This window comes from Microbacterium sp. LKL04 (assembly GCF_900102005.1).
Classification (GTDB): domain Bacteria; phylum Actinomycetota; class Actinomycetes; order Actinomycetales; family Microbacteriaceae; genus Microbacterium.
Genome location: NZ_LT627736.1, coordinates 342796 through 356932, shown reverse-complemented (window position 1 = coordinate 356932; position 14137 = coordinate 342796). Strand labels below are relative to the sequence as shown.

13 protein-coding genes and 1 tRNA gene are annotated in these 14137 nt (G+C 69.4%); 4 read left to right on the top strand and 10 right to left on the bottom strand.

Features of this window, described 5'->3' with window-relative positions; all coding sequences use genetic code 11:
* Positions 1-17: 17 nt before the first annotated feature.
* The 7 genes from tmk to BLP38_RS01720 form a co-directional block, all read right to left on the bottom strand.
* Entirely contained in the window at positions 18-653 is a 636-nt protein-coding gene (gene tmk, locus BLP38_RS01750) for a dTMP kinase (protein ID WP_091352052.1), read from the bottom strand.
* Entirely contained in the window at positions 650-3313 is a 2664-nt protein-coding gene (topA, locus tag BLP38_RS01745; protein ID WP_091352050.1) for a type I DNA topoisomerase, read from the bottom strand. The genes tmk and topA overlap by 4 nt, the downstream gene beginning before the upstream one ends.
* 77 nt (positions 3314-3390) lie before the next feature.
* Entirely contained in the window at positions 3391-3711 is a 321-nt protein-coding gene (locus BLP38_RS01740) for an Rv3654c family TadE-like protein (RefSeq protein ID WP_091352048.1), read from the bottom strand.
* On the bottom strand, positions 3711-4007 hold the full coding sequence (locus tag BLP38_RS01735) for a TadE family type IV pilus minor pilin (protein ID WP_091359422.1): 297 nt from the start codon (positions 4005-4007) through the stop codon (positions 3711-3713). The genes BLP38_RS01740 and BLP38_RS01735 overlap by 1 nt, the downstream gene beginning before the upstream one ends.
* 38 nt (positions 4008-4045) lie before the next feature.
* On the bottom strand, positions 4046-4249 hold the full coding sequence (locus tag BLP38_RS01730) for a DUF4244 domain-containing protein (RefSeq protein WP_091352046.1): 204 nt from the start codon (positions 4247-4249) through the stop codon (positions 4046-4048).
* Between the two features lie 43 nt (positions 4250-4292).
* Positions 4293-5183 (bottom strand): type II secretion system F family protein, encoded by an 891-nt coding sequence (locus tag BLP38_RS01725; protein WP_091352044.1) that lies wholly within the window; start codon positions 5181-5183, stop codon positions 4293-4295.
* Entirely contained in the window at positions 5183-6172 is a 990-nt protein-coding gene (locus tag BLP38_RS01720) for a TadA family conjugal transfer-associated ATPase (RefSeq protein WP_231916544.1), read from the bottom strand. Before BLP38_RS01720 ends, BLP38_RS01725 begins: the two co-directional genes overlap by 1 nt.
* A gap of 371 nt (positions 6173-6543) precedes the next feature.
* Between BLP38_RS01720 and acs the strand changes: the two genes are divergently transcribed.
* Positions 6544-8517 carry an acetate--CoA ligase gene (acs, locus tag BLP38_RS01715; RefSeq protein WP_091352041.1) on the top strand — a complete coding sequence of 658 codons (1974 nt, stop codon included), beginning with the start codon at positions 6544-6546 and terminating at the stop codon, positions 8515-8517.
* Between the two features lie 6 nt (positions 8518-8523).
* Here the strand turns inward: acs and BLP38_RS01710 are convergent, their stop codons facing one another.
* The 3 genes from BLP38_RS01710 to BLP38_RS01700 all read right to left on the bottom strand — a co-directional run bounded on the left by BLP38_RS01710 (position 8524) and on the right by BLP38_RS01700 (position 10261).
* Positions 8524-9501 carry a nuclear transport factor 2 family protein gene (locus BLP38_RS01710; RefSeq protein ID WP_091352040.1) on the bottom strand — a complete coding sequence of 326 codons (978 nt, stop codon included), beginning with the start codon at positions 9499-9501 and terminating at the stop codon, positions 8524-8526.
* Positions 9502-9575: 74 nt separating this feature from the next.
* On the bottom strand, positions 9576-10043 hold the full coding sequence (locus tag BLP38_RS01705; protein WP_091352038.1) for a RidA family protein: 468 nt from the start codon (positions 10041-10043) through the stop codon (positions 9576-9578).
* Positions 10043-10261 carry a DUF4177 domain-containing protein gene (locus BLP38_RS01700; protein ID WP_065571304.1) on the bottom strand — a complete coding sequence of 73 codons (219 nt, stop codon included), beginning with the start codon at positions 10259-10261 and terminating at the stop codon, positions 10043-10045. Before BLP38_RS01700 ends, BLP38_RS01705 begins: the two co-directional genes overlap by 1 nt.
* A 98-nt stretch (positions 10262-10359) precedes the next feature.
* Here BLP38_RS01700 and BLP38_RS01695 point away from each other — a divergent pair, with 98 nt between their 5' ends.
* The 3 genes from BLP38_RS01695 (at position 10360) to BLP38_RS01685 (ending at position 14075) form a co-directional block, all read left to right on the top strand.
* Positions 10360-13023, top strand: a complete 2664-nt coding sequence (locus BLP38_RS01695; protein ID WP_091352036.1) for a transglycosylase domain-containing protein — start codon at positions 10360-10362, stop codon at positions 13021-13023.
* Positions 13020-13985 (top strand): metallophosphoesterase, encoded by a 966-nt coding sequence (locus BLP38_RS01690; RefSeq protein ID WP_091352035.1) that lies wholly within the window; start codon positions 13020-13022, stop codon positions 13983-13985. The genes BLP38_RS01695 and BLP38_RS01690 overlap by 4 nt, the downstream gene beginning before the upstream one ends.
* A gap of 16 nt (positions 13986-14001) precedes the next feature.
* Positions 14002-14075, top strand: a tRNA-Pro gene (locus BLP38_RS01685).
* Positions 14076-14137: the final 62 nt, after the last annotated feature.

Here is a 14137-nt window from a genome sequence, read left to right as displayed (position 1 = left end):
CGAGGTGGCGGCGACGCTCAGGACGAGCGTGTGGACAGACGCTCGTCCACTCGCGCGCGGATCGCGGCGGCGATCACCTCGATGGGCTGCGTCGCGTCGACGACGAGGAAGCGCTCCGGCTCGGCATCCGCCAACGCGAGGAAGGCTGCGCGCACTCGTTCGTGGAACGCGCTCTTCTCGGCTTCCAGCCGGTCGAACGGCTTGTCGGCGGCATCCAACCGATCCCGAGCGGTCGCGGGGTCGACGTCGAGCAGGACGGTGACGTCAGGCAGCGCGCCCTCGGCGGCCCACAGCGACAGGTCTCGGATCTCGCCGCCGTCGAGCACGCGCCCGGCGCCCTGGTAGGCGACCGAGCTGTCGAGGTAACGGTCCTGGATGACGATCTCGCCGCGGGCGAGGGCCGGTCGCACGTGCGTGGCGACGTGGTGCGCGCGGTCCGCGGCGTACAGGAGAGCCTCGGCGCGCGGGGCGATGTCGCCGCGGTGATGCAGCACGATGTCGCGGATCAGCACACCCACCTCGGTGCCGCCGGGTTCGCGCGTGCGGACGACGCTGCGGCCCTGCTGACGGAGCCACTGCTCCAGCAGGGCCGCCTGCGTCGTCTTGCCCGACCCGTCGCCACCCTCGAGGGTGATCCAGAGCCCGGAGGTCACTTCTTCTTCGCCGCCGGCTTGCGCGCGGCGGGCTTGCGGGTCGTGCGCTTGGGCGCCGGACCCTTCGCCCGCTTGTCGGCCAGCATCTGCACGGCGACCTCGAACGTGATGTCGTCCGCGGTCTGCCCGCGCGGGATCGTGACGTTGGTCGTCCCGTCGGTGACGTAGGCGCCGAAGCGGCCGTCCTTGATGCGGATCGGCTTGCCGCTGACCGGATCGGCCTCGAACTCCTTGAGGGAGGTGGCGGCGCGGTTGGCGTATTTGGGCTGCGAATAGATCTCGAGGGCCTGTTCGAGGGTGATGTCGAAGATCATGTCCTCGCTCGCGATGCTGCGCGAGTCGGTGCCCTTCTTGATGTAGGGACCGTACGGACCGTTCTGCGCCGTGATGACGGTGCCCGACTCGGGGTCGGCCCCCACTTCGCGCGGCAGCGACAGGAGTTTCAGCGCCGTCTCGAGATCGATCGTCTCGGGCGACATGCTCTTGAACAGCGACGCGCGCTTGGGCTTCGGCGCGACCGCCTTCTTCGCACCGCGCTTGGCCTTGACCTCTTCGGCCGGTGCCTCCTCCTCGGGGAGCACCTCTTCGAGGTACGGACCGAACCGACCGTCCTTGATGACGACGTCGCGGCCGTTGTCGGGGTTCTGTCCGAGCACGCGGTCGCCGCCGACGGGAGCATCGATGAGCTCACGCGCCTTCTCGGGGGTCAGTTCGTCGGGCGCGAGGTCCTCGGGGACGTTGATGCGTCGGGGGGTCTCGGGGTCGTCGCCCGGCACCTCGAGGTACGGTCCGTAGCGACCGAACCGCAGGACCGCGACGTCGCCGATCTTCGTCGAGTTGATCTCGCGGGCGTCGATGCCGCCGAGGTTGTCGACGATGTTGCGCAGACCCACGTGGCCCTCGGAGCCGAAGTAGAACTCGCGCAGCCAGGCGGCGCGGTTCTGCTCGCCGCGGGCGATCGCGTCGAGGTCGTCCTCGAGAGCGGCTGTGAAGTCGTAGTCGACGAGGTCGGCGAAGTGCTCCTCGAGCAGACGCACGATGCTGAAGGCGAGCCAGCTCGGCACGAGCGCCTGGCCGCGCTTGGACACGTAGCCGCGGTCGAGGATCACGTCGATGATGCTCGCGAAGGTCGACGGGCGTCCGATGCCGCGCTCTTCGAGCGCCTTGACGAGCGAGGCCTCGGTGTAGCGGGGCTTCGGGCTCGTCGCGTGACCCTTCGGCTCGACATCGGTCAGCGTCAGGGCGTCTCCGACGGCGAGCGCGGGCAGCGACTGGTCGTCGGTCCGGTCGTTGTCGTGGCGCTTCTCGTCGCGCCCCTCCTCGTAGGCCTCCAGGAAGCCCTTGAAGGTGTAGACGGTGCCGGATGCCGTGAACGTCGCGGTCTGACCGGCGGCATCCGCGTCGATCGTGACGGTCGTGGTCTCGTACTTCGCGTCGGCCATCTGGCTGGCGACGGTGCGCTTCCAGATCAGCTCGTACAGGCGCAGTTCGTCCCGGTCGAGGCCCGAGGTGACCTCCTTGGGCGTGCGGAAGTGCTCGCCCGAGGGACGGATCGCCTCGTGCGCCTCCTGCGCGTTCTTGGCGTTGTTGCGGTAGCTGCGCGGGTTCGCGGGCACGGCCTTGTCGCCGTAGAGCGCGACCGCCTGCGTGCGCGCGGCTGTGACCGCCTGCGCCGACAGCGCGGTCGAGTCGGTGCGCATATAGGTGATGTAGCCCTTCTCGTAGAGCCGCTGAGCGACGCCCATGGCGTGCTTGGCGCTCATCGAGAGCTTGCGACCGGCCTCCTGCTGGAGGGTCGAGGTCGTGAAGGGCGGCTTGGGGCTGCGCGTGCCGGGCTTGGCCTCGACGCTGACGACGGATGCCGCAGCCGACGCCTCGAGCGCTGCGGCCAGCTCGCGCGCCTGGTCCTCGGTGAAGACGACGACGGCCTTCTTCAGGGAGCCGGTGTCGTCGAAGTCGGTGCCGCGGGCAAGCGGTGCGCCGTCGAGGCGGGCGAGACGGACGGCGAAGGCATCCGATCCCTTCACCGCGGTGGAGTCGACGTCCCAGTACGAAGCGGAGACGAACGCCATGCGCTCGCGTTCGCGCTCGACGACCATGCGGGTCGCGGCGGACTGCACGCGGCCGGCGCTCGTGCCCTGGCCGACCTTGCGGCGGGTGACGTCGGAGACGTCCCAGCCGTAGAGGCGGTCGAGGATGCGGCGGGTCTCCTGCGCGTCGACGAGGGCGTGGTCGAGCTCGCGGGTGTTCTTCACCGCGGCCTGGATGGCGTCCTTCGTGATCTCGTGGAAGACCATCCGCTTGACGGGGACCTTGGGCTTCAGGGTCTCGAGCAGGTGCCACGCGATGGCTTCGCCTTCGCGGTCCTCATCAGTGGCGAGGAGGAGTTCGTCCGCTCCCTTCAACGCCCGCTTGAGCTCGCTGACCGTCTTCTTGCCGCGGTCGCTCTCCACATATAGAGGGGTGAAGTCGTTCTCGATGTCGATGGAGTACTTCCCGACGGAGGTCTTCTTCAGATCCGCGGGGATGTCCTTCTTGTCGGCGAGGTCGCGGATGTGTCCGACCGAACTCATGACCTCGTATCCGTCACCCAGGTATCCCTGGATCGAGCGCATCTTCGTCGGAGACTCGACGATGACGAGCTTCTTGCCCTGTGCCACGTGGCGTCCTTTCTTCGTTGCACACCATACACACCGCGTTGTCAAGAGTGCGCTGAGAGGGGTGGCCGTCGCGACGCTCACCCCGGCGGAGGCCCCGCGCGTGCACGGGCCCTCGCGTCCCACGCACCGAAGGCGATGGAGACCTCGACGGTCGCGACCAGTCCGTCGAGGCGACACGCGCTCACCGACGCGCCGACCCGACCCGCGACCGCCGCCGCCTGATCGCACGGCTCGCCCGGCACGAGTCCCGACGCGGTGTCGGCGGCCGCAAGCGCCGCAGCATCCGCGGCACCGGATGCACGGGCCGCGGTGGATGCGGCCGCACCCGCGGTCAGGAAACCGACGGCGAGGGTCGCCGTGACCACGAGGACTCCGACCGTCGTCGCCGTCCCGGCCATCAGTCGCCCTCCGGCGCGGCGAGCGCACACGATGTCGCCCGCAGGTCCGGCAGCGGCAGCGGAACCCCGACACCTGCCGACAGATCCGCGCAGACCAGATCTCCCTCTCGCCGAGTCTGCACCGTGGCACCCGAAGCGAGAGCGGATGCCGCGGCCTGCACCCGGTCAGGCGACTCCTCGCGTGCCGCGAGGCGCGCTGCCTGCGCCGCAGCATGTTCCAGCCGCACCTGGCGCGCGCCCACCGAGAGGGCCGAGACCGCGAGCACGATGACGAGGACGACGGCGGGGACCGTCACGGCGAACTCCGCCGCGACAGATCCCCGCTCGTCCCGCCTCATGAGACGGTGAGGGCGCGCCGGACGAGGTCGGTCAGGATGCCGCGCACCTCGTCCGAGCGCATGATGATCACCAGCAGGCCGGCGAAGGCGACGGCCGCCATCGTCGCGATGGCGTACTCGGCGGTCGCCGCGCCGGACTCGTCGGCGAAGAGCTCGGCCGCGCGGCGGCGGGTCAGGGTGGGCAGGTCGTGGATTGTCATGGTTATCCTCCGGTGGGTTGCGAATGATGGGCACGTCGTGGGCTCACAGGGTGAGCGGGGTCGTGGTGAGGACCGAGAGCAGCATCGGCCCGACGCCGAGCAGCAGGAAGGCGGGCAGCGTGCAGACCCCGAGCGGCAGCAGCAGTCGCCCTGAGAGGGTCGCGGCGCGAAGCCGCCCCTCGGTGCGCGCCGCCTGGCGGCGGGCCGCGGCATCCGCTCGCAGCAACTCCACGGCGGGGGCACCGGCCGATCGCGACAGGGCGAGCACCGCCTCTGTTCCCGCCGACGGCCCGAGCCCGGAGGCAGCCGTCGCCACCTCGATCGCCCGCGGGATGGACACCCCTCCCGACAGCGCGATCGCGATCACCTCGGCGTCGAGCCCCGGGATCTCCTCCCCCGGCTGAGCTCGGGCGACCAAGGCGCGCGTCCACCGGTGCGTCGTCAGCATGAGGAGCCCACCCGCGACGAGACAGGCCGCGCCGACGGGAGTCGCGAGCGCGGCGAACGGATCGAACCCGAGAGCAGCGCCCAGTCCCAGCGCCACGAGCGGCAGCCATGAGATGAGCCGTGCCGTCGTCTGAGGTTCGGCGAGCGCCGTGCGCACGTCATCGCGAGCCTGGTGAGCGTCGCGAAGCGCCTCGGCCAGCCCGCGTAGGCTCATCGCGAGCGGCGCTCCCACGACCGTCGCGACCTGCCACGCGATCCCGATCTGCCGCCAGGCATCGCCGCGTTCGGAGAGAGCGGATGCCGCCGAGCCACCGGCATCCCATCGGTCGCACACAGCGATCGCTGCCGGGTCTCCCGCATCGGCGAGATGTCGCCACGCGGCATGGGGCGCGATCCCCGCCTGCAGCAGGACGGCGAGGCGCTGCACGACGGCGGCGACCTCCGCCGCGTCGGGCGACGCCGCCTCCCGCGCCGTCGTTCGGCGCATCACGAGATCGCCTCGATCCCGAGCCGGTCGTCGCGGACCACGGGGCGGGCGAGCCCGACCACGCGTCGCACGCCGTCGGATCCGCGTTCCACGTGGACGACGGCGCCGATCGCACTGGCGGTCTGACGCGCAAGAGCACGATCATCCATTCCGGCGAGAGCACCCAGAGCCTCGAGCCGCGCGGGGAGGTCCGCGAGGCCGCTCGCGTGCACCGTCCCCGCACCACCGTCGTGGCCCGTGTTCAGGGCGGCGAGGAGCTCACGGACTTCCTCGCCGCGGCACTCGCCCACCACCAGACGGTCGGGACGCATGCGCAGCGCTTCGCGGAGGAGACGACCGAGCGGGATTGCCCCCACGCCCTCCAGGTTCGCCTGCCGCGCCTCCAGTCGGACGTGGTGAGGGTGGGCGATGCGGAGCTCCGCGACGTCCTCGATCGTGACGATCCGATCCGAGACCGGGACCCGCCCCAGCAGCGCGGCCAGCAACGTCGTCTTGCCGGCGCCTGTCGCCCCGGTCACCAGGACGTTGGTGCGCCGGTCGACAAGTCTCTCCAGCCGCGCACCCGTCGCCGCGTCGAACGCGCCGCGCCGACCGAGATCGTCGAGATCCGGCATCCCGGTTCCCGGCAACCGGATGGAGATCGTCGCCCCCGTGCAGGAGATCGGCGGCAGAACCGCGTGAACGCGGGCCCCGTGCTCCCACCTGACATCTGCGCAGGGAGTCGCATCGTCGAGGTGGCGCCCGCCGAGCGCGATGAGGCCGACCGCGAGGTCACGAACCGCGTGCTCGTCGAGTTCCCAGTCCGGGACGCGCTCCGTTCCTCGTCCGCGGTCGATGTAGAGACCGTCGCAGCCATTGACGAAGACGTCCGTGACATCCGGGTCCGCCAGGTACCGCCGGAGCGGCGCGACCACGGGATGCCCCGGCACCGGTCGCGGCTCTGCGGCGGCGCCGACACCTCGACGAACGACGATGAACGGATGCGGCATGCCCGAGACGCTAGGCAGCCCCACCCGATGGTGAGTCTCCGATGCCGACGCCCGTGTACGACGAGCGGCCGAGCGCATGTGTGCAGAAGACGGCGGCGAGCACGAACCCGGGAAAGAGAGAAGGGCGGCACCCAGTGGGGGGAAAGGGTGCCGCCCACGCGATCGCGCATCAGGGGGGATCAGTGCGATCGCGAAGCCGAATCGATGTTCGGGCGGTAACTATCTTACGCTCCTCGCGCCCACGGCTGCGCTTTCCACCCTATGAATCCGCCCTCACCCACTAACGGCGGTAGTCGGGCGTCCGCGACGAAAAATAGAGTGACCGCATCGCCGCACGGGGCCACGACGGCCGGGACGCAAAGGAGCGCCGCATGAGCAGCCAGATCGACCACCTCCTCACCGAGACCCGACGCTTCGCGCCGTCCACGGAGTTCGCCGCGCAGGCCAACGGGCGCGCCGACCTCTACGACGCCGCCGCCGCCGATCGGGAGACGTTCTGGGCCGAGCAGGCGCGCGCCCTCCACTGGGCGAAGCACTTCACGAAGACCCTGGACTGGTCGAACCCGCCGTTCGCGACCTGGTTCGAGGACGGCGAGCTCAACGTCGCCTACAACTGCCTCGACCGTCACGTGGAAGCAGGCAACGGCGACCGCGTCGCTCTGCTGTGGGAGGGCGAGCCGGGCGACGAGCGTCGTGTCACCTATGCAGAACTCACCGACGAGGTGAAGCGCCTCGCGAATGTGCTGACAGACCTCGGCGTCGAGGCCGGCGACCGCGTCGCGATCTACCTGCCGATGATCCCCGAGGCCGTCGCATCGATGCTCGCCGTCGCGCGCATCGGCGCGATCCACTCCGTCGTCTTCGGCGGATTCTCTGCCGACAGCCTCCGCTCCCGCATCGACGACGCCGGTGCGAAGCTCGTCATCACCAGCGACGGCGGATACCGTAAGGGCAAGGCCTCCCCTCTCAAGCCCGCCGTCGACCAGGCCCTCGGTGACCGCGGACACGGCCCGCAGGAGACCGTCGAGCACGTCCTGGTGGTCAAGCGCACCGGGAACGAGGTCAGCTGGCAGGACGGTCGCGACCTCTGGTGGCACGACCTCGTGCCCGCGGCATCCCCGGATCACGCAGCTCAGCCCTTCCCTGCCGAGAACCCCCTCTTCATCCTCTACACGTCGGGGACGACAGGGAAGCCGAAGGGCATCCTCCACACGAGCGGCGGGTACCTCACGCAGGCGGCGTTCACGAACAAGGTCGTCCACGACCTGCACCCCGAGAGCGACGTCTACTGGTGCACCGCAGACATCGGTTGGATCACGGGTCACACCTACGTCACCTACGGCCCGCTCGCCAACGGCGCGACCCAGGTCATCTACGAAGGCACGCCCGACACTCCCCACCCGGGCCGGTGGTGGGAGATCGTCGCGAAATACGGGGTGACGATCCTCTACACGGCGCCCACCGCCATCCGCTCGTTCATGAAGCTCGGCCGCAGCATCCCCGAGCAGCACGACCTGTCGTCGCTGCGCCTGCTGGGCAGCGTCGGCGAACCCATCAACCCCGAGGCGTGGATGTGGTACCGCCACGTGATCGGCGGCGATCGGGCCCCCATCGTCGACACGTGGTGGCAGACCGAGACCGGCGCGATCATGGTGTCCGCACTCCCGGGCGTCACCGAGACGAAGCCGGGCAGCGCGCAGGTCCCCCTCCCCGGCGTGAGCCTCGACGTCGTGGACGATCAGGGCAACGAGGTCGGCAACGGCAACGGCGGGCTCCTGGTTCTGACGGAGCCGTGGCCGAGCATGCTGCGCGGCATCTGGGGCGACCCGGAGCGCTTCGCCGAGACCTACTGGGACAAGTTCGGCGAACAGGGCTTCTACTTCGCCGGCGACGGTGCCCGCCTGGACGAGGACGGCGACGTCTGGTTCCTCGGGCGCGTCGATGACGTCATGAACGTCTCGGGCCACCGCCTGTCGACGACCGAGATCGAATCGGCCCTCGTCGGGAACGAAGCCGTCGCCGAGGCGGCCGTCGTCGGTGCGTCCGACGAGACGACCGGGCAGGCGGTCGTCGCCTTCTGCGTCATCAAGGAGTCGTACATGAAGGCGAACTCCCTCGATGGCCTCGTCGATACGCTCCGCGCGTGGGTGGGCGACCAGATCGGGCCGATCGCCCGCCCACGCGACGTCTACATCGTGACCGAGCTCCCCAAGACCCGCAGCGGCAAGATCATGCGGCGACTGCTGCGCGACGTGGCGGAGGGGCGTGAGGTCGGCGACACGACGACCCTTGCCGACACGATGGTGATGTCCACCATCAAGGGTCAGGTGACGAAGAACGTCTGAGTCGGCTCAGCCCGCCGGCGTGGTGGGCACGACGTCCCAGTGCTCACGGATGAGGTTGCCGTCGACGCGGAAGATGTCGAGCGCCGTGTACGGGTCGTCGGCCTTCGCGCCCACGGCCTGGGACAGGGTCCACACCAGGTCGCCGTCGGACAGCGACACCGTCGACTCGATGGGCGGGAAAGCGGCTCCCCCGCCGAAGAGGGACTTCAGCGCCGCTGTCCCGTTCGGTGCGACCGGATTGTGCTGCAGATAGTTCGGATCGAATGCACGGTCGAGGATGCCCGCATCCTGGTCCTTGAAGAGCGTGTCGAAGGCGGCGACGGCGAAGACCCGATTCTTCTCCTCCTGCGCCTCGGTGGGCGCGGGCGAAGGCGTGGCGGGGTCGTAGAGGTCGCTGAACATCGAGTTCGTGTTGCCGCTCGCCGCCGGTCCCTGCGCGATGGGCTGTGCGAACGCCCATCGTTCGACGATCTTGCCTCTGGCGAGACGGAAGACATCGGCCGCGGCCTCCCCTGTACGCTCATCGGAGGGGTCGGCGGTGACCTGGTAGTGGACGGCGACGAGATCACCGTCGGCGGCGGTGCGCTTGATGACGGCCTGCGCCCCCGAGACGCTCTTGTGCTCAGCGGCGAATTGCGCGAGGAGACCGGCGGGTCCCGACGCGTTGTTCCCGCCGTGCACCGTCGCGTCCTTCTCGACGCTCGCGGCGGCCGCAGCGCGGGCCTCAGCTGAATCCGGGTCGGGGAATGTCGCGGAGAAGAGCCGGGTGACGACCGCAAGGTTGGCCTTCTCCGTCGCCGCATCGTCCCGGGCGACGCGTGAACCGCCCGAGGTCGTGGATGCCGCCTGGGCTGGGCTCTCGGAAGACGACGGGGCCGCAGCGGCCGGCGGTCCACCGGCGGCGCACCCGGTCAGGAGGGCGGCGCCGGCGAAGACGGCGGCCGTGCGGAAGAGAGGGGACGATGAGAAGCGAGTGCTGATCATGGGGCCAGAGTGGCGCCGAGGTCTATGCGTATCTCACCGGCGTGTTATTGGGTGCCTGAGAAGTTGCACTCGGTTCAAGAAAGCGAGAAGACGACCTCGACCTCGACCGAGCTGTCGATGGGGAGAGCCGCCACGCCGACGGCGGAGCGGGCGTGTCGCCCTGCATCGCCGAAGATCTCACCGAGCACGGTGCTCGCTCCGTTGATGACCGCCGGGTGGCCGGTGAACTCCGGGGCGGATGCCACGAATCCCGTCACCTTCACCACGCCGGTCAGCCGGTCCACGCCGCCCACCGCCGCCGCAGCCGCAGCGATCGCGTTGAGGGCGCACTGGCGCGCGAGCGAGGCGGCCTCGTCCGCGGAGACGTACCCTTCGCCGTCGCCGACCTTGCCCGTGGCCGGCATCGCGCCGTCGACCATGGGGAGCTGACCCGAGGTGTAGACCAGATCGCCGTGCACCTTCGCAGGGATGTAGGCGGCCAGTGGCGGGACGACGGCGCCCAATTCGATGCCGAGCTCGGCCAGCCGGGCCGTGACCGACATCAGCCCTGTCCGAACTGACGAGCGGCGACGGCCGCGGCATCCAGCCCGGCGTTCGCCGAACCCTCGCCCCCCGACGGACGCTTGAAGTAGCCGACGAGGCCACCCTCGGGACCCGTCACCACCTGCACCAGCTCCCACCCCTGCTTGCCCCAGTTGTTGAGGATCGCGGCGGTGTTGTGGATCAGCAGCGGGGTGGTCATGTACTCCCACGTGGTCATTTCGAGTCTCCCGGAGGTCGTCACGGCGCGGCCCTGGCGGGCTCGACATAGGGAGCGTCACCGAGGCATCCCCCAGTTATCTCCCTTACGATCAGCCTATGCCCCACTCGAAACGCACGGCCACCGGTGTGCTCGGAGGCCTGATGGGCCTCGTCGGCCTCAGCACCGTCGCAGGCCTCCTCGTCTCGGCGACCGTCACCCCCGCCATCGCGGTGTCCGGTTATGCCGCCTCGAGCGCGATCCAGATGTTCGAGGACATGCCGAGCTACCTCAAGATCGAGAAGCTCATGCTCCCGACGACGATCTACGCCAAGAACGACGACGGCAAAGACGTCAAACTCACCGAGTTCTACGACCAGAATCGCATCCCGGTCACCTTCGACCAGGTCACCCCGGTCATGTACGACGCGATCCTCTCGAGCGAGGACAAGAACTTCTACACGCATGGCGGCATCGACCTGCTCGGCACGCTCGGCGCCCTCGCGCGCAACGCGACCTCGAGCACGACCCGCGGCGGCTCGTCGATCACACAGCAGTACGTCAAGAACGTGCTGCAGCAGGCGTGCGAGGCCAAGGCCACCGACCAGGACCAGGTGTACGCCTGCTACAAGGAGTCGACCGCCAACGAGGGCACCTCGGGGTATCAGCGCAAGATCCAGGAGATGCGCTACGCGATCCAGCTCGAGAAGAAGTACTCCAAGGACGAGATCCTGATCGGGTACCTCAACATCGCCCACTTCGGCGGGTCGGTGTACGGGATCGGCGCCGCCGCACGTCACTACTTCGACACGACTCCCGACAAGCTCACCATCGAGCAGGCCGCCGTGATCGCCGGCATGGTGCAGGAGCCGAACACTCTGCGTATCGACAAGCCCGGCGGCACGATCACCGCCAAGGACGGCACGCAGGTGAACGGCAAGGAGGACAGCTACCGCCTGACGACGGTCCGTCGCGACTACGTCCTCAACCGACTGCTCGAAGACAAGAAGATCACCCAGGCCGAACACGACGAAGCGATCAAGGCGCCGATCACCCCCAAGATCACGTCGCGTCCGCAGGGCTGTTCGGAGGCGAAGGACTCGGAGTTCTTCTGCGCCTACGTCACGTCGATCATCCGCAAGGACGAAGCCTTCGGGAAGACCGAGAACGACCGGCTGGCGACCCTGCGACGCGGGGGCCTCAAGGTGTACACCACCCTCGACACCTCGCTGCAGAAGAAGGCGAACGAGGCGATTTCCGTCGTCCCGGCTGACGTGAGCTACATGGACCTCGGCGCCTCCGGCGTGCAGGTCGAGGTGGGGACGGGTCGCGTTCTCTCCATGGTGCAGAACCGCCCCTGGAGCGACCAGGTCGGCGAGAAGGGCACCACCCAGGTCAACTACAACGTCCCCACGGCGAACGGCGGCGGAGGCCACTCGGCCGGATCGACCTACAAGGTCTTCAGCCTCATCAACTGGATGCAGCAGGGCCACTCGGTCAACGAGATGCTGAACGGACGCATCGGCAAGAAGACGGTGGAGACGTGCGACGGCAACACCCAGGCGGTGTGGACCGGCCCGGGCAAGGCACCGGACGGCTCGAACCGCATCGGCAACTTCGAGCGAAACCCGGGCTACAGCGGCACGGTCGCCCGCTTCACGAAGGACTCCCTCAACTCCGGCTTCCTCACGATGGCGGAAAAGATCTCAGTCTGCTCCACCAACCGCGTGGCCATGGACCTCGGTGTCACCACCGGCGGCGGCGGACCGCTGGACACCAAGAATCAGCCTTACGACGTGCTCGGGTCCCAGGCCGTGGCGCCGGTCGACATGGCGAACGCCTACGCGGCCATCGCCTCCAACGGCACGCTGTGCGCCGCGAAGGCCATCGATCGCGTCGTGGACGCGGATGGTAAGGAGCAGCCCATCCCCGACACGAAGTGCGAGCGGAAGCTCAGCGAGGACGTTGCCGCTACGGCTGCCTACGTCCTGGAGAGCGTCATGTCCGCCAGCGGAACCGGTAGCGGCGCCCGCACGTTTGACGGCGTTCCGATCTTCGGCAAGACCGGCATCCACGAGTTCATCCACACCTGGATGATCGGGTCGAGCTCCAAGGTCACGACCGCTGTCTGGGTGGGCAACGTCAACGCCATCGAGCGCAACGGCGCGTGGGAGAACGTGCGCCTGGACGAGCATGTCGAGAGCGGGTACAAGCTCTCCCGCATCCGCAACTCGATCTGGCCCGCCATGCAGCGGGCGGCCAACGCCGAGTTCGGGGGCTCCGCCTTCCCGAAGCCGTCCACGGAGCTGACCAAGCGCGCCTACGCCCAGCTGCCCAACGTCGTCGGTCTGGACGTCGACGCCGCGACGCAGCGCATCGAGGCGGCCGGCTTCAGTGTCACCGTCGGCGACCCCGTGGCCTCGCCCGAGGCCGAGGGCACGATCGTCGCGCAGAGCCCCGGTGCCGGCCGCGTCGTGTCGGGCACGACGGTCACGATCAGCCCCAGTGACGGCAAGGGTGTCGTCGTGCCCGGTGTCAGCGGAACGCCGCAACAGGCGGCTGCAGCACTCAACGGCGCCGGATTCACCAACCTCGAGCAGAGCTGCAAGCAGGACGATGCGGCTCCGCCCGAGGGAGTCGTGACCGGCACGGATCCCGCTGCAGGCGAGACGGTCGGACGGGACGACACCATCACGATCCAGTACCAGGCCAAGGACTGCGGCGACGACGGCGGCGGCCCCGGCAACGGTAACGGCAACAACGGCAACGGCAACGGCCCGTGAGGCCTGCGTCACGGACCGCCCTCACCGCGCTCGGCGCGGTGGGGGCGGTCGGCGTATCCGCCGCCGTCTGGGGCATCGGCATCGAGCGGTACCTCTTCACGGCGCGTCGTCACGAGCTCGCCGTGCTCCCCGAGGGCAGCCCGTCGCTGACGGTCCTCCACCTGTCGGACGCGCACATGGCCCCGTGGCAGCACCGCAAGCAGCGGTGGATCGCCGACCTGGCAGACGCCGTACAGCCCGATGTCGTCATCAACACGGGCGACAACCTCGGGCACGATGACGGGATCCGCGGCATCCGCGCGGCCTTCGAACCCCTCCGCGGCGTGCCGGGCTTCTTCGTCCACGGCTCGAACGACAAGGTCGCTCCCAGCGGGCGGAACCCGTTGAAGTACTTCACCGGCCCGTCTGACCACCCCGTGCGCGGTCGTCGCCTCGACACCGACGCGTTGGACGCGTATCTGAGCGATCTCGGACAGACCGCCCTCGACAACACGGCGGCGACCATCCGCGTCGCGGGCCTCCGCATCGACGCACTCGGCGTCGACGATGCCCACCGGCAGTGGGACGACCTCGAGGCCGCCACCACGGCTTTGGAGGTGCTGCCCGGCGATGACTCCCCCCGGTTGCGACTCGGGGTCACGCACGCGCCGTACCAACGGGTGCTGAACGCGTTCACGGATGCCGGTGCCGACCTCCTCCTCGCCGGTCACACTCACGGGGGCCAGGTCCGCATCCCCTTCGCGAGGAAGGCGCTCGTGGCCAACTGCGACATCCCGCTCGACCAGGCCCGCGGGCGGAGCGAGTGGACGCACGCAGGACGGACCGTTCCCCTGAACGTCAGCGCCGGCCTCGGCCACTCCATCTACGCCCCCATCCGGTTCGGCTGCCGGCCCGAGGCATCCGTCCTCGTCCTCCGCGCCCGACGCGCCGACGATTCGCCCGAGAGGCGGTCGGCAGGGTAAGCTTGGAGGGTTGCCACGGGGTGTGGCGCAGCTTGGTAGCGCGCGTCGTTCGGGACGACGAGGCCGCAGGTTCAAATCCTGTCACCCCGACCGCAGAGAGGCTCCGCCGGATTCCGGCGGGGCCTTTCGCATCCCTCCCCGGAGGGGCCATC

Excerpts from the sequence above, each read along its gene's own strand:
- BLP38_RS01740 (WP_091352048.1), bottom strand. The coding sequence starts at position 3,711 with ATGGCCGGGACGGCGACGACGGTCGGAGTCCTCGTGGTCACGGCGACC.
- BLP38_RS01730 (WP_091352046.1), bottom strand. The coding sequence starts at position 4,249 with ATGACAATCCACGACCTGCCCACCCTGACCCGCCGCCGCGCGGCCGAG.
- BLP38_RS01725 (WP_091352044.1), bottom strand. The coding sequence starts at position 5,183 with ATGCGCCGAACGACGGCGCGGGAGGCGGCGTCGCCCGACGCGGCGGAG.
- BLP38_RS01720 (WP_231916544.1), bottom strand. The coding sequence starts at position 6,172 with ATGCCGCATCCGTTCATCGTCGTTCGTCGAGGTGTCGGCGCCGCCGCA.
- acs (WP_091352041.1), top strand. The coding sequence starts at position 6,544 with ATGAGCAGCCAGATCGACCACCTCCTCACCGAGACCCGACGCTTCGCG.
- BLP38_RS01710 (WP_091352040.1), bottom strand. The coding sequence starts at position 9,501 with ATGATCAGCACTCGCTTCTCATCGTCCCCTCTCTTCCGCACGGCCGCC.
- BLP38_RS01705 (WP_091352038.1), bottom strand. The coding sequence starts at position 10,043 with ATGTCGGTCACGGCCCGGCTGGCCGAGCTCGGCATCGAATTGGGCGCC.
- BLP38_RS01700 (WP_065571304.1), bottom strand. The coding sequence starts at position 10,261 with ATGACCACGTGGGAGTACATGACCACCCCGCTGCTGATCCACAACACC.
- BLP38_RS01695 (WP_091352036.1), top strand. The coding sequence starts at position 10,360 with ATGCCCCACTCGAAACGCACGGCCACCGGTGTGCTCGGAGGCCTGATG.